Source organism: Janthinobacterium foliorum (assembly GCF_978021625.1).
The window spans coordinates 172,494-191,452 of record NZ_CDXDQE010000015.1 but is presented as its reverse complement, the minus strand read 5'-3'; the positions used below and the strand labels follow the sequence as shown (position 1 = coordinate 191,452).

Annotated in this window: 21 protein-coding genes; 8 read left to right on the top strand and 13 right to left on the bottom strand. The window is 63.2% G+C overall.

The genetic code is table 11. The features are described 5' to 3' along the window. Positions 1-123: 123 nt before the first annotated feature. The 4 genes from ACZ92H_RS25450 (at position 124) to ACZ92H_RS25435 (ending at position 4,476) form a co-directional block, all read left to right on the top strand. A complete protein-coding gene (locus ACZ92H_RS25450; RefSeq protein ID WP_465051444.1) occupies positions 124-1,269 on the top strand; it encodes an Arm DNA-binding domain-containing protein in 1,146 nt (381 codons plus the stop codon). 275 nt (positions 1,270-1,544) lie between these two features. Then, the gene (locus tag ACZ92H_RS25445; RefSeq protein ID WP_465051443.1) at positions 1,545-2,828 is read left to right on the top strand and encodes an AAA family ATPase; all 1,284 of its coding nucleotides are present in this window, start codon (positions 1,545-1,547) and stop codon (positions 2,826-2,828) included. After that, positions 2,818-3,495, top strand: coding sequence for an RloB family protein (locus ACZ92H_RS25440; protein WP_465051442.1), 678 nt, complete (start codon positions 2,818-2,820; stop codon positions 3,493-3,495). Before ACZ92H_RS25445 ends, ACZ92H_RS25440 begins: the two co-directional genes overlap by 11 nt. A 678-nt stretch (positions 3,496-4,173) precedes the next feature. Further along, positions 4,174-4,476, top strand: a complete 303-nt coding sequence (locus ACZ92H_RS25435; RefSeq protein ID WP_465051441.1) for an HNH endonuclease — start codon at positions 4,174-4,176, stop codon at positions 4,474-4,476. Between the two features lie 205 nt (positions 4,477-4,681). On the opposite strand, the gene ACZ92H_RS25430 is transcribed toward ACZ92H_RS25435, so the two are convergent. Then, positions 4,682-4,924: a hypothetical protein gene (locus tag ACZ92H_RS25430; RefSeq protein WP_131373881.1), complete on the bottom strand. Its 243-nt coding sequence runs from the start codon at positions 4,922-4,924 to the stop codon at positions 4,682-4,684. Positions 4,925-5,135: 211 nt separating this feature from the next. On the opposite strand from ACZ92H_RS25430, the gene ACZ92H_RS25425 reads away from it, so the two are divergent. Further along, complete coding sequence (locus ACZ92H_RS25425; protein WP_465051440.1) at positions 5,136-5,894, top strand: hypothetical protein; 759 nt, start codon at positions 5,136-5,138, stop codon at positions 5,892-5,894. After that, on the top strand, positions 5,891-6,133 hold the full coding sequence (locus tag ACZ92H_RS25420; RefSeq protein WP_465051439.1) for an Imm32 family immunity protein: 243 nt from the start codon (positions 5,891-5,893) through the stop codon (positions 6,131-6,133). Before ACZ92H_RS25425 ends, ACZ92H_RS25420 begins: the two co-directional genes overlap by 4 nt. A 6-nt stretch (positions 6,134-6,139) precedes the next feature. Here ACZ92H_RS25420 and ACZ92H_RS25415 read toward each other — a convergent pair whose 3' ends face one another. After that, the gene (locus ACZ92H_RS25415) at positions 6,140-6,598 is read right to left on the bottom strand and encodes a GNAT family N-acetyltransferase (RefSeq protein WP_465051437.1); all 459 of its coding nucleotides are present in this window, start codon (positions 6,596-6,598) and stop codon (positions 6,140-6,142) included. Positions 6,599-6,699: 101 nt separating this feature from the next. On the opposite strand from ACZ92H_RS25415, the gene ACZ92H_RS25410 reads away from it, so the two are divergent. Next, positions 6,700-7,674 (top strand): SMP-30/gluconolactonase/LRE family protein, encoded by a 975-nt coding sequence (locus ACZ92H_RS25410; protein WP_465051436.1) that lies wholly within the window; start codon positions 6,700-6,702, stop codon positions 7,672-7,674. 73 nt (positions 7,675-7,747) lie between these two features. Here the strand turns inward: ACZ92H_RS25410 and ACZ92H_RS25405 are convergent, their stop codons facing one another. Next, a complete protein-coding gene (locus ACZ92H_RS25405; protein ID WP_465051435.1) occupies positions 7,748-8,815 on the bottom strand; it encodes an SDR family oxidoreductase in 1,068 nt (355 codons plus the stop codon). 96 nt (positions 8,816-8,911) lie between these two features. Here ACZ92H_RS25405 and ACZ92H_RS25400 point away from each other — a divergent pair, with 96 nt between their 5' ends. Continuing rightward, positions 8,912-9,823, top strand: a complete 912-nt coding sequence (locus tag ACZ92H_RS25400) for a LysR family transcriptional regulator (protein ID WP_131373886.1) — start codon at positions 8,912-8,914, stop codon at positions 9,821-9,823. Positions 9,824-9,835: 12 nt separating this feature from the next. Here the strand turns inward: ACZ92H_RS25400 and ACZ92H_RS25395 are convergent, their stop codons facing one another. The 10 genes from ACZ92H_RS25395 to ACZ92H_RS25350 all read right to left on the bottom strand — a co-directional run bounded on the left by ACZ92H_RS25395 (position 9,836) and on the right by ACZ92H_RS25350 (position 18,953). Then, positions 9,836-10,798 (bottom strand): ABC transporter substrate-binding protein, encoded by a 963-nt coding sequence (locus tag ACZ92H_RS25395; RefSeq protein WP_465051434.1) that lies wholly within the window; start codon positions 10,796-10,798, stop codon positions 9,836-9,838. Positions 10,799-10,852: 54 nt separating this feature from the next. Then, positions 10,853-11,827, bottom strand: coding sequence for an ABC transporter permease (locus tag ACZ92H_RS25390; RefSeq protein WP_131373888.1), 975 nt, complete (start codon positions 11,825-11,827; stop codon positions 10,853-10,855). Between the two features lie 19 nt (positions 11,828-11,846). Continuing rightward, positions 11,847-13,379: a sugar ABC transporter ATP-binding protein gene (locus ACZ92H_RS25385; RefSeq protein WP_465051433.1), complete on the bottom strand. Its 1,533-nt coding sequence runs from the start codon at positions 13,377-13,379 to the stop codon at positions 11,847-11,849. A gap of 76 nt (positions 13,380-13,455) precedes the next feature. After that, positions 13,456-14,322, bottom strand: a complete 867-nt coding sequence (locus tag ACZ92H_RS25380) for a fumarylacetoacetate hydrolase family protein (protein WP_131374373.1) — start codon at positions 14,320-14,322, stop codon at positions 13,456-13,458. 90 nt (positions 14,323-14,412) lie between these two features. Then, complete coding sequence (locus ACZ92H_RS25375) at positions 14,413-15,168, bottom strand: SDR family oxidoreductase (protein ID WP_465051432.1); 756 nt, start codon at positions 15,166-15,168, stop codon at positions 14,413-14,415. A gap of 21 nt (positions 15,169-15,189) precedes the next feature. Next, positions 15,190-15,519: an L-rhamnose mutarotase gene (locus tag ACZ92H_RS25370; RefSeq protein ID WP_465051431.1), complete on the bottom strand. Its 330-nt coding sequence runs from the start codon at positions 15,517-15,519 to the stop codon at positions 15,190-15,192. A 9-nt stretch (positions 15,520-15,528) separates the two neighbouring features. Further along, positions 15,529-16,359, bottom strand: a complete 831-nt coding sequence (locus ACZ92H_RS25365; RefSeq protein WP_465051430.1) for an amidohydrolase family protein — start codon at positions 16,357-16,359, stop codon at positions 15,529-15,531. Next, positions 16,356-17,390 carry an aldo/keto reductase gene (locus ACZ92H_RS25360; RefSeq protein WP_465051460.1) on the bottom strand — a complete coding sequence of 345 codons (1,035 nt, stop codon included), beginning with the start codon at positions 17,388-17,390 and terminating at the stop codon, positions 16,356-16,358. The genes ACZ92H_RS25365 and ACZ92H_RS25360 overlap by 4 nt, the downstream gene beginning before the upstream one ends. 10 nt (positions 17,391-17,400) lie before the next feature. Further along, complete coding sequence (locus tag ACZ92H_RS25355) at positions 17,401-18,624, bottom strand: UxaA family hydrolase (RefSeq protein WP_465051429.1); 1,224 nt, start codon at positions 18,622-18,624, stop codon at positions 17,401-17,403. Continuing rightward, entirely contained in the window at positions 18,621-18,953 is a 333-nt protein-coding gene (locus tag ACZ92H_RS25350) for a UxaA family hydrolase (RefSeq protein ID WP_465051428.1), read from the bottom strand. Before ACZ92H_RS25350 ends, ACZ92H_RS25355 begins: the two co-directional genes overlap by 4 nt. Positions 18,954-18,959: the final 6 nt, after the last annotated feature.

The following is an 18,959-nucleotide window of genomic DNA, read 5'->3' as shown; positions in this document are numbered from 1 at the left end:
CGAATCCGGCTATACGCCTGACGCGATCAGAACAAAGATCAGGGACGGGATCTGGCCGAAAGACGCCGTCTGGATCAAGGCACCAGACAATCGAATTTTAATTGACGTAAAAGGATATGAAACATGGGTAGAGACGGGCGAGGTGTTAAAGCTGCATCGGAAAGCAGCATCGAAATCACCTTCATGTATCGCGGCACCAGGTGCAGGGAAAGGATCGCGCTCAAGCCCACCTCCGCTAATCTGAAACGGGCCGAGAACCACCGGGCGGCGATCCTGCATGCGATCGCCACCAATAGCTTTGACTATACGGCCACCTTCCCGCAATCGTCCAATGCCGCCAAGTTTGCCGACCAAGTCGGCGACGTGCAGACCATCGAGGCGTTTCTGGATAAGTGGCTAGACAGGCAGAAAAAGCACCTCAAGGCCAGCACGTACAACGGCTATCGAAAGATCGTCGTTGGCCAGTTGATCCCTTGGTTCGGCGCCATCATGCTGTCGGCGCTGCGCAAGAAAGACGTGCGGGCGAAGCTGGAGCCCATGAGCGCAACCAACAAAACCATGGCCAACATCCAGAGCGTGCTGCGCAAGGCGCTGGACGACGCGATAGAGGACGAGCTGATCGAAGTCAATCCGCTGGCGCGCTGGTGCTATTCCAAGGTCGAGGCGCCGCAGTCGAAGGACGATATCGACCCGTTCACGAAAGAAGAGCAGGCGGCGATTCTCACGCAAGCAACAGGCCAGGGGCGCAACCTGCTGCAGTTTGCCTTCTGGACCGGTCTGCGCACGTCCGAACTGGTGGCCCTGGATTGGGCCGACGTGGACTTCGTGCGCGGCGTCGTGATGGTGACGCGCGCCCTCACCCAGCACTCGAAAGCAGCGGAGAGCACAAAAACAAACGCCGGTCGCCGAGAAGTAAAGCTGCTGGAGCGCGCCATGCATGCGCTGCAGGAGCAAAAGGCATTCACGTGGGCAAAGGGCGAGGAAGTTTTTCAAAATCCTCGCCTGGAGCGGCGCTGGGAAGGGGACCAGCCGATCCGCAAGACTTTATGGACCGGCATCCTGCAAAACGCTGGCGTGCGGTATCGTAATCCTTATCAGACACGGCACACCTATGCCAGCATGATGCTATCGGCCGGTGAACACCCTATGTGGGTGGCAAAACAGATGGGGCATGCTGACTGGACGATGATTGCCCGGGTGTACGGACGGTGGATGCCAGATGCAGACCAGGCTGCAGGCTCAAAAGCAGAGAGTGTCTTCGGCATTTGACGAGCAAGGCACCCCGGATACACTAAAACGACACAATGCCTGCCATCTGGATGGGCTGATCCACAACATCGGAAATGCTATAAGCCATGCAGGCAGCGCCGACAGCTTTCGGAGATCTAAGGGCAGGATCATGAGGGATAAGCACTTTAGGCGACACACCAAGCTCGTTACACTGACATTTCTCGAAACACAGCGCGCGCCCCAAAAAAATCAAAATAAACCCTGTTTTTTGCACTTCCTACGCAAAATACCCCGTTAAGGTGTAGTATATCTCCATGCTTATCGAATTTAGTGTTACCAACTACCGATCCATCCGCGAACGCCAGACGCTCACGATGGCCGCGTCCCCCTATTTTAAAGAGCTGGATTCGCTCAACACCTTCATCCCCAGCGAGGATGGAAACATGCCGCGCTTGCTTCGCTCCGCAGTCTTGTATGGCCCCAACGCCTCAGGAAAAAGCACGTTGATTCAAGCAATGCAATTTGTGGAAGCACAAGTGCTTACATCTCAGAAAGAAAGCCAAGCTGGGGACGAAATTGAAGTTGTTCCGTTCAAGTTGACGGCTGCTTCACGAGTGGCGGATAGCGAATTTGAAATTATCTTTGTGGAACAAGGAATTCGCTACGAGTACGGCTTCACTTGCAACCATGGGCGCTTTACGGAAGAGTGGCTTATCGCGTATCCGTTGGGTCGCGCACAAAAATGGTTTCACCGGGTGTTTGATGCACAGACTGAAAAATACGCCTACAAATTTAGTACGTCGTTCCTTGGCGGACGACAACGGCAGACCTGGGCTACCCAAACGCGGCCGAATGCACTTTTCTTTTCTACCGCAATTCAGCTAAACAACGAACAGCTCAAGCCTGCGTTTGACTGGTTTAAAGTACGTTTGCGAGTATATGATTCCGTCAAAGGATTTAATGCCAGCTCTACCTTGCGACGTTGTGCCGATGATGCAGAGAGAAAGCGTATTGTTGCGTTTATGAATTCTGCCGATTTATCAATCTCCGACATCCGACTTGAGGAATCGTCCTTCTCTGTTGAACATATTCCTAAAAATATTCCTCCCGCTGTTCGGGATGAACTTCTAAAAGATTTGACAGGCAAAAAGATGGTTAGGCCACGCTTTGTCCACAAGGATGTGAACACTCTTGAGACCGTGGAATTTGAAGAATCAGAAGAGTCTGACGGCACCCGCGCGCTGTTCGCCTTTGCTGGTCTCTGGTTAGACTTACTTGCAAATGAACGAGTTTTGGTTATCGATGAATTAGATTCCAGCCTGCACCCCTTGCTGGTGCACCACTTAGTTAAGCGGCTGCATCAAGCTGGCACGAAGGCGCAACTTATTTTTACAACGCACGACACCACGCTACTCAGCCAAAAACTGCTACGGCGCGACCAAGTATGGTTTATGGAAAAAGACGACAAGAGTTCCACCCAGTTGTATCCCCTGTCCGACTTCAGTCCGCGAGACAATGAAGCCCTAGAGCGCGGCTATTTGAACGGGCGCTACGGTGGTATTCCATTTTTGAAAGATTTGGACTTCTATGGGGTCTGAAGATCTATTTCACAAGCGTAAGGCTCGAGCCAGTGAAGAACTGCAACGTAAAAAACGCGAACGTGTACAAAACAAACGGTATTTGATCGTCTGCGAAGGAACGAAGACAGAGCCTTTTTATTTACAAGAGTTATTGGATGACTTGGGTATCCGCCCGCAGATGGTTCGTATTGCCCCCAATGATGGCGTATCACCTGATCGCGTGGTGGCGCATGCACTATCACTGTACGATGAAGATAAATTGAGCGGTGATGCTTTTGACCAAGTTTATTGCGTGTTCGACCGAGATCGGCACACCACTTTCGACGCCGCAGTGAAACGTACTAAGGATTTGGCGGCTAGCGGAAAACCCTTTGTAGCGATTACCTCGACACCTTGCTTTGAAGTATGGTTGTTACTGCATTTTGGCTATTCTGACCAGCCATTTCATCCCATAGGCAAAAAGTCAGTTGGTGACCAAGTTGTTTCAGCCCTAAAACGTTCTCCAGGGTTTGCGAAGTACGGCAAGGGGCACAAAGGGGTTTATGCCAAGTTGAAAGACCAACTTACCGATGCGCTAACCAACGCTGAGGCCCTGCGAGCACATGGAACAGCAACAGGCGCAATAAACCCGGCAACCGATATTGATAAATTAATATTGAAAATACGAGAGCTTGTAAAAAAATAAACTCAAGTCAGGTATGATCAGCTTTAGTGGACGAGCAATCTGGGCTTTCCCCGTAAAAAGCGGAGAGCTCCCCCCCCCCTCAAGCGTATATAAAGCCAGAACAGTTATGCGTCTGAAGGATTGCGAATCTGCAGCCGATTGCTTCTCGCTATAGTTTAGGTCCCGATGTGTCTATGTACATTACCGGTGAAGGGTTTGATAGTGCACACAACTACTGTCGTCACCCAAAGGCTTTGATTGCCTGTATTTTGACAGCGATCCCTTCAAGTTACCGAGCAACTCTATGTATATGGTGGGTTCGATTCCCGCCGTCTCCACCACTGAATAAATAAAAAGGGCTTCCCCGTTTTGGCGGGGAGGCCCTTTTTATTTATTCCATGCATGCAAAACGCGGGCGTCGAATCCGCGTCCGGCACGGGCGCGGGGGTTTTGCGGGGCCTTCGGCGAGCGCAGCTCGGCGCCGCAAAACCGGGTTGCGCTTGCAAGCGCAACCCTCTCCGATTCCTCTGACCAGGTTTTACGCCGCAGGCGAATTCTCGAAACGACAACACCAACCGTTCAGGCCGTGTCCAAATGGCAGACCTGACCCTCCCCTTAGTTCAGGCCGTGTCCGATTGGCAGACCTGACCCTCCCCCAATGCTATAGTGGCGGCCAAATATTCACTGAAGGAAACCACCATGAAAAATGACGCAAGCGCTCGCCCGCAAGCCACCCAGGCACCTGCCAGACTCAGCAAAGGGGACTTCGTCACCGCACTGCGCAAGCTGCTGCAAGACGAAGGCAAGGCCGGCAAGCCTAGCGTGGACGTACGCGCGGCAACCCTGCACACCGACGTTGGCGTTTATCCCGCGCGCGGCCACTCGATGCCGACCTGTTGCACGGTGATGTACGAGGAGATGCGGCCCGGCGACGAGATACTGCTGACGCCACCCGGCGGCAAGGGACCTTCGCTGCTGATACGGTATAAATTCCCGCGCTGAGCATCGCGGTCTTGAGCTACTGGTGGCGATTCAGCGCGTTCCCATGCTCGGAGATCGGTCAACAGGCTGCTTGTTTATCTCAAAAAGCATCCGTGATTTTCGGCAGACGAAGGCAAGCGATGAAGAGGAAATGGAAAGCCGATGCGGCCTGGCGCCACTACAGCGCCAGGTCTCTGAAACCCGGCGCGATAGCGACGGCCCGCCCCTACCGCTTGCTCAATGGCACATACTCCCCCGGCAAGCCCGCCACCTCCAGCGCATCGGCAAACGCCAGCAAGAACTTGGCCGGGCCATGCTCGGATACCAGCAGGGAGGCGCCCTTGTGGCGCAGCAGTTTCAGCACTTCCTGCTGGTGCGCCTGGTATTCGCTGGAGTTGCCGTAAAACGTCTGATACATCTCCAGGGTTTCCATGGCCTTGGCGGCCAAGATGAATTCGGGCTTGTCCATGATGTCTCCTCGCTGTAGTTGCTATCAAATTGCTGCCAAAACCACGAAAAAAATCCTGTCAGACGTGCGTGCCGGGCGCAGCGCCTTATGCCAGGCACATCTGCATATCCATCATACGCTTCAACCCGGCCATTGCGCCGTCCAATCGTGCAGCTGGCAGCGCGGCCACGTACATGGCATCATGCGCGCTGCCCGTTCACCCTTGCGACACATGGACCCATATCACTTTCTGGTAGGCGAATTCAAGAACGATACGCCCTTCGATCCCGCCGCCGCCAGCGCGCAGCTGTTCGCCTGGTTCGCGCTGATCGGCGAACGCGTCGAGCGCTACGGCAACAAGCGCGGCAAGATCGTCAAGTACTCACAGCGCAATTACGAGAAGATGCTGTTCGCGCCAGAGACCGACGGCATCGGACTGCTGTCGCCGCGTACCGTGCCGCCCGATGAAGCTGACGAGGCCGTCAACTGCGACGCGCAGGCCATGTATTCATCGGGTTCGGAGCTGGTTCTGTCCATCCGCGCCAGCAAGCTTGCGCTGACGCCCTTGTTCGACGCTGCGCGGGCCATACCCGGCCTGCTAGACCATTGCGAATACGTGTACTGCTACGCTGAGACGCAGGGCTATGGCACCGGCTACGCACTCGGCTACCGGCAGCTCGATGAGGCCCATCCGATGACCTTTGGCATTCCTTGTCCCGCAAATAACTGGGCCGCCATCAAGCGGCGCGGGCTGCAAAGTTCGCACCTGCGCGATGTATATCCCATCAATGGCTTCACGCCAGCCAGGCTCGATGCGTTGCCGCCCGGGCGCCGGCAAGCGTTGCGCGACGCGATGCACGCGTATGGCCGCTGCGAAGAGCATGCCGGCTTGACCTTCTGGTACCTGCCTCCCGAGGAACTGGACGCCGCCCGCGCCGCGCTGAACGCGCACGCCATGCTGGGCGCCTATATCAACAACCGACATCCATGAGCACACATTTATCGCTGCACTGCTATCTGCAGGACGAGGCCGCCGAACGTCCCCTGCCCTGCTCCGACGTGACCATCCACGCCGACCCGGCCACCCTGCGCGCCCTCGCCCATTTTCTGCTGGCCAGCGCGGACACCTTTGAGCAGGCGCAAGATCCCGCCGGCATGCACGCCCACCTGCAAGACGAATGGGCGGGCTGGCAGGACGATTTCCCCGACCTGGTGGTGGTGGCCGCCTGAAACGTTTTACAGCGCCAGCTTGTAGCCTTCATGGCTGGCGACAAAGCCCAGCTTTTCATAGAAGCGGTGCGCGTCCGGACGGCCCTTGTCCGTCGTCAGCTGCACCAGCTGGCAGCCGCGCGCGCGGCATGCCGCGATGGCACACTCGAACAGGCGCTGGCCCAGGCCTGCGCCGCGATGCGACGCGGCGATGCGCACGGCTTCGATCTGGCCGCGCCAGGCGCCGCGGCGGGCAATGCCGGGGATAAACGACAATTGCAGCGTGCCCACGATGGCCTCGCCATCGGCGGCCACCACCAGGCGCTGGTTGGCATCGGCGGCGATGGCCTGGAAGGCGCTGACGTAGCAGGCGGCCGGTGGCGAGGCGACGGTTTCGCGCCGGGCGCCCAGCGCATCGTCGGCCAGCAGGCTGACGATGGCTTCCAGGTCGGACAGGGTGGCGGTGCGAAAAGTGATGTTATCCATGTTGGCTCCAGTGCATCGGCAGCACGATTGTACGGCCGCGGGGTCCGTCCTGCCCAGGCCTCAGGTAACATACGCCACCATCGCCTCACCGAGAACACTTGATGCCCCACTCCCGATACGCCCTGCCGTGGCTGCGCGCGCCCCTGCAAGCCCTGCTGCTGGCCATGCCGCTGGCCACCTTGTCCGCCTGCGCCAGCCCGCCCGCGCACGAAGCGCTGTTCCTCGCCACCACCCTGACGGCCCCGCATTCCTTCACCAAGGGCATCGAAGGCCCGGCCGTGGATGCGGACGGCAATATCTATGCCGTCAACTTCGCGCGCCAGCAAACCATCGGCAAGGTGCGTCCCGACGGCAGCGGCGAAGTGTGGCTGACCCTGCCCGGCACCAGCATCGCCAATGGCATCCGCTTCGGCAGCCGCGGGCAGATGTACCTGGCCGACTACATGGAACACACGATTTACCTGGTGGACCCGGCCACGCGGGCGCTGACCATCCACGCGCGCGAGCCGCGCATGACGCAGCCGAACGACATCGCCATCACGGCAGACGACGTGCTGTACGCGAGCGATCCGAACTGGAAGGAAAACACGGGCCGCGTATGGCGCATCGCGCAGGACGGCACGGTGACCCTGGCGCTCGACACCATGGGCACGGCCAACGGCATCGAGGTGAGTCCCGACGGCAAGACCCTGTACGTGAATGAAAGCGTGCAGCGCAATATCTGGGCCTACAACATTGAAGCGGACGGCACCCTGACGGGCAAGCGCCTGCTGATCAAGTTCGACGATTTCGGCATGGACGGCATGCGCGTGGATGTCGACGGCAACCTGTACGTGACGCGCTACGGCAAGGCCAGCGTCGTCAAGCTGTCTCCGCAGGGGCGCATCCTGCGCGAGATCAGCGTGCCCGGCGCCAAGCCCAGCAACATCACCTTCGGCGGCCCCGATGGCCGCACGGCCTACGTGACGGAAGTGATGCAGGGCCGGCTGCTGCAATTCCGCGTCGACCGGCCGGGTCTGGAATGGCAGCGGGCGCAGGAGCGCAAGGCGCATGGGTTGGCGGTGCCTCCTCAATAGCCCAACGGCGAAGTACCGGGGTCGGCCTCCGGGGACTCGGCGCCCCGTCCTCCCCCGGTCCTTGCTTTTGGGTTTAAAGTGGAATCACGCGCTCTTCCTTCAAGCGCTCGAACAGCTTGAAAAATGCCTCGGGCGTGTCCTGGTAGTCGAGGAAGCCCGCCTTGCGGCTCTTGCCCATGCCCGTCATGACTTCCATCGGCCGTCCCAGGTCGGCATCCGTATGCCACCATGAGGCGAGGCGGCCGATGTCAGCCTCCGCCAGCCCATGCTGCTGCGCGATGGCGCGCCACTGCGCGGGGGCGTCCTGCATGCGGCCGGCCAGCGGCGCCATCGTCTCAGGCATGTCCGCCGCCGCGACGCCGAAATACGCGGCCAGGCGCGGCCACAGCCACTTCCAGCGGAACACGTCGCCGTTGACGATATTGAAGTCCTCGTTGCGCGCGGCGGGGCTGTGCGCCGCCCATGCCAGGTGGCGCGCGATCTGGCCCGCGTCCGTCACGTCGGACAAGCCATGCCACTGCGCGGAGGAACCGGGGAAGACGAAAGGCTGGCCGCTGGCCTTGCACAGGTTGGCGTACACGGCCAACGTCAAGCCCATGTTCATGGCATTGCCCAGCGCGTAGCCGATGATGGTGTGCGGGCGGTGCACGCTCCACGTGAAGCCGTATTGCGCGGCCGCCGCGAACAGGCGGTCTTCCTGTTCATAGTAGAAATTGTCCACGTCCTGGCGGCCTTGCTCTTCGCGGAACGGCGTCACGGGCACGCTGCCCTTGCCATACGCGTCGAAGGGTCCCAGGTAATGCTTGAGGCCCGTCACCAGGGCCGCGTGGCGCAAGTGGCCGGCAGGCCCCAGCGCGGCCAGCACGTTGGCCACCATGGCGCCGTTGACGCGGATGTTGTCCCGTTCATTTTCCTGGCGCGCCCAGGCCGTGAAGAAGACGTGGCTGGCGTCGAGGCCCGCCAGGGCGGCACCGACGGCCGCGCCATCCGTCGCATCCAGGTGCAGTACGGCGCAACCGGCCGGCACCGGCGTGCGGCCGCGCGAGACGCCCGTGACTTGCCAGCCTTGCGCCAGCAGATGGCTGGCCAGGTTGCTGCCGATGACGCCGCTGGCGCCGATGATGAGGGCGTGCTGTTGCATGAGGGTTGCCTCCAAAAGAAAAATCCATCATATCCGCGACGCAAATTCTTATCCGCGATACTATTTCACTCCATTCATGAATAAAATTCTCCAATCATGTTTTCATCGGAACATTTGAAGGGCATCACGCCGTTTCTTGCCACGGCGGACGCGGGCAGCTTTACCCGGGCCGCCGAGCGCCTGCACCTGAGCAGTTCGGCCGTCAGCAAGAGCGTGGCGCGGCTGGAGGAGCGGCTGGGCGTGGTCCTGTTCGAGCGCAGCACGCGCCGCCTGAAACTGAGCGAAGCGGGCCGCGCCTACTACGCCACCTGCAAGCGCGTGCTGCAGGAACTGGCCGATGCGGAAGACGTCCTGGCCGAACACGCGACGGAACTGGCGGGCAAGGTGCGCATCGGCGTGCCCGCCTCGTACGGCCGCCTGCGCGTCATGCCGGCGCTGCTGGCGCTGTGCGCGCAGTATCCCGGGCTGCAGCCATCCGTCGCCTTCAGCGACCGCTTCGTCGACCTGTTCGAGGAGCGCATCGACATCGCCGTGCGCATCGGCGCGCCATCGCACTGGCCCGCCGCGCTGGGCCAGATGCAGCTGGGCGCGGAACGCCTGATCCTGTGCGCGGCGCCCGCCTACCTGGCGCGGCGCGGCACGCCCGCGTCCATCGCGGAACTGGAGCGGCACGACTGCATCGCCTATGGCCGCGGCGACGGCTCGCCCATGCCCTGGGTCTTCCCCGACGGGGAACCTGGCGGCCAGCTGGAATACCGCGTGGCCGCGCCGCGCATGACGGTGGGCGACGCCGAGGCGCGCACGGCCGCCGTGCTGGCCGGCCTGGGCGTGGCGCAGCTGGCCACCTGGCTGGTGGAAGAATACCTGGCGTCAGGCGCCATCGTGGCCGTGCTGCCGCAGCTGTCCACGCCAGGCCTGCCGCTGTACCTGGCATGGCCGCTGGCGCGCCAGCTGACGCCGAAGACGGGCACCCTGCTGCAGGAATTGCGCCAGCGCCTGACGATCTGAGTTTCCGAAAAATCAGTACAGCACGTTCTTCGCTTCCGGCAGGTCGACGTTGGCCTTGGTGACGATGACCACGCCCGTGTTGACGAATGGCGCGACCTTCTTGCCTTCGATCAGGCTGACCACGGTTTTCACGCCCAGCGCGCCCATGGAATACGAACCCTGCACGGCCGTCGCATACAGGATGCCATCCTTGACGAAGTTCTTCAGGTCCTCGTTGCCGTCAAAGCCCACGGCGATCACCTTGCCCGCCTTGCCCGCCTGCGCGATGGCGCGGCCCATGCCCACGGCCGTCGGCTCGTTGGCGCCAAAAATGCCCTTCAGGTCGGGGTTCGACGCCAGCACGTCGGTGGTCTGGTTCAGCGCCGTGGCCATCTGCGACTGCGAGTAGTACGTGCCGACGATCTGCAGCTGCGAATTCTTTTCGATGTAGCGCTTGAAGCCGCCCACCCGGCCCGTTTCGGAGCCCGCGCCGGCCACGTACGACATCACGGCGATCTTGCCCGTCTTGCCCACCTGCAAGATCAGCGCCTTGGCGCTTTGCTCGCCCGCCGCCTCATTGTCGGTCGACAGGAAGGACTGGTAATAGCGCTTGCCGCTGTCGGCCACCAGTGAATCGATCAGCACCACGGGGATCTTCGCTTCCCACGCCTTTTTCAGGGCCGGCACCAGCGCGTCCGGGTCCGAGGCGGCCAGCACGATGCCGGCCACCTTGCGCGTCACGGCGTTTTCCACCATGCTGACCTGGTCGGCGATGGCCGATTCCGACGCCGGCCCCTGGAACGTCATGGTATAGCCCTTGGCATCGGCGGCGCTGGCGGAGGCGCCCTTCTTCACGTTCTGCCAATAGTTCGAATTGGTCGTCTTGACGATCACGGCGATCTCGCCCGGCGCGGCCACGGCGGCGCTGGAGCTCAGGGCACATGCTGCGGCCGACAGACCGAGCAGGATGGTGTTCAAGGCGTTGATGGTTTTCATTGTCGTCCTCATTTAATTATAGATTTATAGGTAAGACTGCGTTACTGCACTGCCTCAGGCGCGGTTGCGCTTCTGATCGATCCAGACGGTCAGCAGGATGACCAGTCCGATAATGATTTGCTGGATAAAGCTCGACACGCCGTTCATGTTCAGGCCATTGCGCAGGATGCCGATGACGAAGGAGCCGATGACGGTGCCGGAAATGGTGCCGATGCCGCCGATCAGCGAAGCGCCGCCGATCACGGCGCTGGCGATCGCATCGAGTTCATACATCACGCCTTCGTTCGGCTGCGCCGTCACCAGGCGCGACATCAGCACGCAGCCCGTCAGGCCGGACAAGGCGCCCGACAAGGTGTACACCAGCAGGGTGACGCGGCCGACCTTCACGCCGGACAGGCGGGCCGCCTCGGCGTTCGAGCCGACGGCGTAGATATGCCGGCCAAAGGTGGTGCGGCTGAGCATGACGGACACGGCCACCGCGATCACCACCATCAGCACCACGGGATACGGAATGCCGGGAAAGACCACCTCGGGAAACGGGCCGCCCGTGTCGCGCTCGACGCGCCACAACACGCCGTTGCCCAGTTCGCCAAACGATTCGCCCAGGCCCGAGATGGCGCGCGCGCCCGTCACCTGCAAGGCCAGGCCGCGCGCGATCAGCATCATGCCCAGCGTGGCGATGAAGGGCGGCAGCTTCAATTGCGTGATGCAAAAGCCGTTCACGGCGCCGCACATGGCGCCCACCGCGATGCCGCCCAACATGGCGGCCGGCACCGGCACGCCGCTCTTCACCAGCAGCGCGGCGGCCACGCCGGCCAGCGCCAGCACGGAGCCGGAACTGAGGTCGATGCCGCCCGTGATGATGACGCAGGTGGCGGCGATGCCCAGGTAGGCGATCGACGTCACCTGCAGGGCCACGCTCATGCCGTTGCTGACGGAGAAAAAGGCGTCGCTGGTCAGGGAAAAGACCAGCAGCAGCAGCGACAGGCTGCCCAGCGCGGCGAATTTTTGGATCAGTTCTTTGTTCATTATTGTCAGCTTTCTGTTCTTAATGGACTGCCGCCTGGCCAGGGGCGGGACTGATGACGCGCCCCGAGGCGAGATGCATGATTTCTTCCTGCGATGATTCACGCGTGTTGACGATGCCGCTGATGCGTCCCTCGTGGAACACGGCCACCCTGTCCGTCATGCCCATGATCTCCGGCAGTTCGGAGGTGATCAGTACCACGCCGATGCCTTCGGCGGCGAGCTTGTCGAGCAGCTGGTAGATGGCGAACTTGGCGCCCACGTCGATGCCGCGCGTGGGCTCGTCGAAGAAGATGATTTTCGATTCGCGGTACAGCCATTTGCTGATGACGATTTTTTGCTGGTTGCCGCCCGACAGGTTGCGCGCGATCTGCCTGGAGTTCGGCGTCTTGATGCCCAGCGCCGCGATGTACTGCTTCGCCACCGCTTCCTCTTTCGCGAAGTCGATGAAGCCGAAGCGGTTCGACAGCGCCGACACATTCGTCAGGGTGAGATTGGCGGCCACCGACATGCGCACCGCCAGGCCGTGGCTCTTGCGGTCTTCCGACAGATAGGCGATGCCGTGGCCGATGGCGTCGATCGGGCTGCCGATGCTGATGGCCGCGTCGCCCAGGTGGATCGCGCCGCTGGTGAGCGGATCGGCGCCGAAGATGGCGCGCGCCACCTCCGTGCGCCCGGCGCCCATCAGGCCGGAAAAGCCGAGGATTTCGCCGCGCCGCAAATCAAAGCTGAGCGGCCCGAAGACATCCTTGCGATGCAGGTCCGTCACGCGCAGCAGCACGTCCCCGGTCGGCTGCGACACGCGCTCGGGGAATTTCTCGTCGAGCGTGCGGCCCACCATGTTGGCCACGATGGCGTCGAGCGTGGTGGCGGCGAAATCCTCGGTGCAGACAAACTTCCCGTCGCGCAGCACCGTCACGCGGTCGATGATGTGCTGCATTTCCTCGAGCCGGTGCGAGATGTAGACCACGCTCACGCCATTGCGCTTGAGTTCATTGATGATGTCGAACAGCTGGCCCGTCTCGCTTTCCGTCAGCGAGGATGTCGGTTCGTCCATGATCAGCACTTCCGTGTTGAGCGACAGCGCCTTGGCGATTTCCACCATCTGCTGCTGCGCGCAGGACAGGTTCTTCACCAGCTGGCGCGGATCGATGCGCAGCTTGAGGCGGTCCAGCAGGGCTTGCGCGTCGGCGCGCATTTTCCTGCGGTCGATGAAGATGCCGCGCACGGGTTCGCGCGACAGGAAGATGTTTTCCGCCACGCTCAGGTGGGGAATCAGGTTCAGTTCCTGGTGAATGATGGCGATGCCGGCCGCCTCGGCCTCCACGCTGCAGGTGAAGCGGCACACCTTGCCCTTGTAGACCAGCTCTCCCTCGTCGGCCTGGTAGACGCCGCTCATCACCTTCATCAGGGTCGACTTGCCGGCCCCGTTCTCGCCGCACAGCGCGTGCGCCTCGCCCTTGCGCAGGCTGAAGCTGACGTTGTCGAGCGCCAGCACGCCGGGAAAGCGCTTGCTCACCTTGTTCAGCGCCAGTATCTCTTCGGATTGATGCATCGTGTCTCCTCCACTGCGATAAGCCGGCGCGCCCATGTCTGTGCATGTCGGGTGGCGCGCCAGTCTGGTGCCGCTGTCAGCCGTCGATCAGTTGCGGATTCCACGCATGCACCGTCTGCCGCTGCTCACCGAGCCCGCTGATCCCCAGGCGCATGCGGTCGCCCGGCTTCAGGTACACGGCCGCCGGCTTCTGCCCCATGCCCACGCCCGGCGGCGTGCCCGTGCTGATGATGTCGCCCGGGTACAGGGTCATGAAGCGGCTGATGTAGCTGACCAGATTGGCCACGCCAAAGACCATGGTGCGGGTATTGCCATCCTGTACCCGCTTGCCGTTCACTTCCAGCCACAGGCCCAGGTTTTGCGGGTCCGCCACCTCGTCGCTCGTGACCAGCCACGGCCCGATCGGGCCGAAGGTGTCGCAGCCCTTGCCCTTGTCCCACTGGCCGCCCCGCTCCAGCTGGTACTCGCGTTCGGACAGGTCGTTCACCACGCAATAGCCGGCCACGTGCGACAGCGCGTCTTCTTCACTGACATAGCGCGCGGCAGTGCCGATGACGACGCCCAGCTCCACTTCCCAGTCGCTCTTGCCGGACTCGCGCGGCAGCACCACGGCGTCATTGGCGCCGATGACGGCGCTGCTGGCCTTCATGAACAGCACCGGCTCGGCCGGCACCGCCATGCCCGATTCGGCCGCATGGTCGGCGTAGTTCAAGCCCACGCAAATGAACTTGCCCAGCCCCTTCCACGGCGGCGCGATGCGGCCCGGATTGGCGACCAGCGGCAGGCTGTCGATCTGCAGGGCCGCCAGGGTCGCCAGGCCATCCTTGCCCAGGGTGGCGGCCGTGATGTCGGGCAGCACGCCGGACAGGTCGCGCACGGCGCCATTCGCATCGATCAGTGCCGGTTTTTCCGCGCCCTTGGCGCCATAACGCATCAGTTTCATCATTCAACTTTCAAGTGAACAGCAAACAAAAAATTCGAGAACGTTCGGGCTCGCGCCTTCACGGCGCCCGGCAGCGTAGGCCGGGTGGCATCAGTTGGACCAGCCACCGTCGATGACGTGCGTCATGCCGGTGGTGAAGGCCGCTTCATCGGAAGCCAGGTACACGGCCAGCGCGGCGATTTCCGTGGCGCGGCCCACGCGGCCCATGGGCTGGCGCGCCACGAAGGCGGCCTGCACGTCAGCGATGCTGGCGCCCGTCGCCGCCGCCTGCGCGGCGATGCGCTCCTGCAGCGACGGCGACTCGATGGTGCCGGGGCAGATGGCGTTGCAGCGGATGCCGCGCGTGACGAAGTCCGCCGCCACCGCCTTGGTCATGCCCACCACGGCCGCCTTGGTGGTGCCGTAAATGAAGCGGTTCGGCGCGCCCTTCACGCTCGACGCCACCGACGCCATGTTGACGATGGAACCGCCGCCCCTGGCCAGCATGCCGGGCAGCACGGCGCGCATCAGCCGGTACATGGAGCGGGCGTTGATCTCGAAGGAGCGCTCCCACGCCGCATCGTCGCAATCGAGGATGGTGCCGCCGTCGACGAAGCCCGCGCAGTTGAACAGGATGTCCACGTCGCCGATCTCGCCCACCAGCGCGGTGATCGCCGCGCCGTCGGTCACGTCGAGCCGGCGGATGGCGCATCCCGTCTGCTCCTTCAGCGCATCGAGCTGCGCCTGGTTGATATCCGTGGCGATCACGGCGGCGCCCTCGCGCACGAACGCTTCGGCCGTGGCGCGGCCGATGCCCTGGCCGGCGGCGGTCAGCAGTGCGGTTTTCCCTTGTAGTCTGCCTGTCATGCTGTCTCCTCTTGTATTGGCCTAGGCCATGTGAAATACGTGTTCCATCATCGCCCAGTGTTCGCCCTCGGCGCGCGAATCGAGCGGCAGCTGGCACGGCGCGCAGAAAGTCCACCAGCGCCGCGTTTGCGCATCGTCCGCGATGGCCGCCATATCGGCGGAAAAATCGCTGCCGTGATATTCCCAGTAGCCGAACAGCAGGTTTTCCGGCTGGCGCAGGAAGATCGAATAATTGCGCACGTACGCCTGGCGCAGCCGCTCCTGCACCTGCGGCCAGACAGCCGCGTGCAGCGCCTTGTATTCGTCGATGCGCCCGGGCGCAATGCCGATGACCATTCCCATTCTTTGCATGCCGCTCCCCTATTCCAGTGCGTAGAAATGCAGCGCGTTCAAGCCGAAGATGCGTTCACGCTCGGCCAGCGGCAGGTGCGCCAGCAAGGCCTCGCTGGCCGCCAGCCAGGCGTCGTAGCCGCCCGCCAGGTCGACCACCGGCCAGTCGCTGCCCCAGATCACGCGCTCGCTGCCAAACGCATCGAGCACGTGCGATACGTAGGGACGCAGGTCGTCGACGTTCCACGCCGCTGTCGCTTCCGTCACCATGCCGGACAGCTTGCAGTACACGTTCGGCAGCGCCGCCAGTTGCGCCATGTCTTCGCGCCAGGCGCCAAAGGCGGCAGCGGCGATGGGCGGCTTGGCCGCGTGGTCGATCACGATGTCCAGTGCGGGATGGGCGCGCGCGCATTGCAGCAAGGCGGGCAAATGGCGCGGCAAGACCAGCGCGTCGAGGCGCAGGCCGTGCGACGCCATGGCGGCCAGCGCCGGCGCCAGCGCGGCATCGGCGATCCAGCCCTCGTCGGCCAGGTCCTGCAGCATGGGCCGCAAGCCTTTCAGCCTGGGCTGCGCCGCCAGGCGCGCGATCCGGGCGGGCGCATCGGGCGCCAGCAGGTCGGTCCAGCCCACCACTGCGCGGATGAAGGCGCTGCCTTCGGCCAGCGCCAGCAGCCAGGCCGTATCGGCTTCGGAGGGCAGCGACTGCACCAGCACCGTGCCGGCGATGCCGTGGCGCGCCAGCAGCGGCGCCAGGTCGCGCGGCGCGAAGTCGCGGTGGATGGCAGCCAGCGAGGGCGGCGGCCAGGCGCCGGCGCGCGTGGCCAGCTGCCAGAAATGCTGGTGGGCATCGATGCGCATCATGCCGTGGCCGCCAGGAATGGCGCGCGCAGCGGCACGGGCGCGCGCTCGTCGATAAGGCCCGCGCGCAGCAGTGCCAGCCACAGTGCGTCGGGCAGCGGCGCGGCGAACCAGCCGAGATTTTGCCGCAGCTGCGCCAGGTCCTGCCCGCCGGGGATGCACGACACCACGGCCGGATGGGCGAGCGGGAATTGCAGCGCGGCCGCCTGCAGCGGCACGCCGAACTTGCGGCAGACGGCGTCGAGCTGCGCGACGATTTCCAGTATCTCGGCGGGCGCATCGGCATAATTGAATTTGCCATTCCCGGCCAGCACGCCCGAGTTGAACGGACCGCCGACGACGATGGCGTTGCCGCGCTCGACGCACAGGTCCAGCAGCGGCGACAGCGACTCCTGCTCCAGCAGGGTGTAGCGGCCGGCCAGCAAGGTGCAATCGAGGTCGAACTCCGCCATCGCCCGCTCGATCACCTCTGTCTCGTTGACGCCCAGGCCCACGGCCGCCACCTGCCCGCTGGCGCGCAGTTCGTCGAGCGCGCGAAAGCCGCCGCCCTGCGTCAGCTGGCGCCAGTACTGGCCGTCCTTGTCGCCATGCGTCGCCTTGCCGATGTCGTGCACGAAGAGGATGTCGATGCGCTCCAGCCCAAGGCGCTGCAGGCTGTCGTCGTGCGAGCGCAGGATGCCGTCGTAGGTATAGTCGAAATGCGGGCGGAATGGCAGCGGCGCGGCAAAGCCGTCGGCGCCGGGCAGCACGCCGTCGTCGGGCCGCATCAGCCTGCCTGCCTTGGTGCTGACGACGAACTGCTCGCGTGGCCGGCCGCGCAGCGCGGCGCCCAGGCGGCGCTCGGACAGGGTGTAGCCGTAGAACGGCGCCGTGTCGAAAAAGCGCACGCCCGCGTCCCAGGCGCCATCGAGCGTGGCGCGCGCCTGGGCCTCGCCGACGGGCTGGTACAGGCCGCCCAGCGGGGCGCAGCCCATGCCGATGCAGGGGAGCGACAGGCCGCCGCGCGGCAGGATACGACGTTGTGTCACGTTCATCATGGCTACCTCAGGCAGCGCGCAGCGGGAAACAGCCTGGCCCCGCCGCGTCAAATTGTTTATACGTCAGCACGAACTCCTGGTGTCCCAGGTCTTCCGAGCGGCTCGCCTCACCGTTGGCCACGCGCAGCACGGCGTCGACGATCTCGGCGCCCACTTCCGCCAGGCTCGCGTCGCCCGTGAGGATCTTGCCGGCGTTGACATCCATGTCGTCTGCCAGGCGCTCGAAGGTTTGCGGATTGGCGCACACCTTGATCACGGGCGAGATGGCCGAACCGACGACGGAACCGCGGCCCGTGGTAAACAGGGTGATGTGCGCGCCGCAGGAAATGAGTTCGACGATTTCCGCATTGTCCGAGACGTTCGGGAAACCGAAGCGCGGCTCGCCGTCCGGCACCACGTCGAGCAGGTACAGGCCGCCGCCGGCCGGCTGGTCGCCCGGTTTCAGGATGCCGACGATGGGCGACGAGCCGCTCTTGGCGTAGGCGCCCAGGGATTTTTCCTCTTGCGTGGTCAGTCCGCCGTCCGCATTCCCCGGCGAGAAGCTGCCATGGCCCATGATGGTGTAGTAGCGCGCGGCCTTGGCCACCGTCTCGACGATCGCGTCGCCCAGCGCCAGGCTGACGGCACGCCGCTGCATGTGGTATTCGCAGCCGACCAGCTCCCCCGTCTCTTCGAAGATGCAAGGGCTGCCGGCGGCGATCAGGGTGTCGAAGGCCACGCCGACGGCGGGATTGGCCGTGATGCCGCTGGTGCTGTCGGAGCCGCCGCAGATGGTGGCGACCACCAGTTCGTCGAGCGCCATCGGCACGCGCACCTGGCCTGCCAGGTGCTCCAGGGCCCAGCCTATCCATTCCACGCCGCTGCGCACGCTGGGGCGCGTGCCGCTGTTTTCCTGGATGGTGACCGTATGCACGGGACGCTCGCTGTCGGCCACGGCGCTGCTCAGGCCATACTTGTTGAAGCCTTCGCAGCCCAGCGACACCAGCAGCACGGCGCCCACGTTCGGGTGCGTCAGCAGGCGGCGCATCACCTGGTCCGCGTACTCGTTCGGGAAGCAGCCCGTGAAGCCGATCAGGTGCACGGGCTGGCCGGGGAAGGCATTGACCATCTGGCGCGCCACGTGGTGCGCGCATTCGACCATGTAGGCCACCACCACGATATTGCGGATGCCCTTGCGGCCGTCGGCGCGCAGATAGCCCGACAGGGGCGGATTTGTCAGGGGAGCGTTCATGGCGTGGCGTCCTTGTCCAGGAAATGGTGGCCGTCCTGGCCCAGGGTAAACGTGGGGATGTAGTCGCTTTCCAGATTATGCGTATGGATATGCTCGCCGATGGCGACGGGCGCCGTGATGCTGCCGATCAGGGCGCCGTAGCGCAGCACCTTGTCGCCCACGGCCAGCGCGCGGCGCGCCACCTTGTGGCCGATCCGGATATCCTGCGCCAGGATCACGGCGGCGCCGTCGATGCTGACGCTGTCGCCGCGTTGCAAAGCAGTGCGGGCGATCAGGCAATTGTCGTCGGCCGACATCAGCAGCAGGCTCGGTGGCGTGGCGGCGCTCATGGCCGC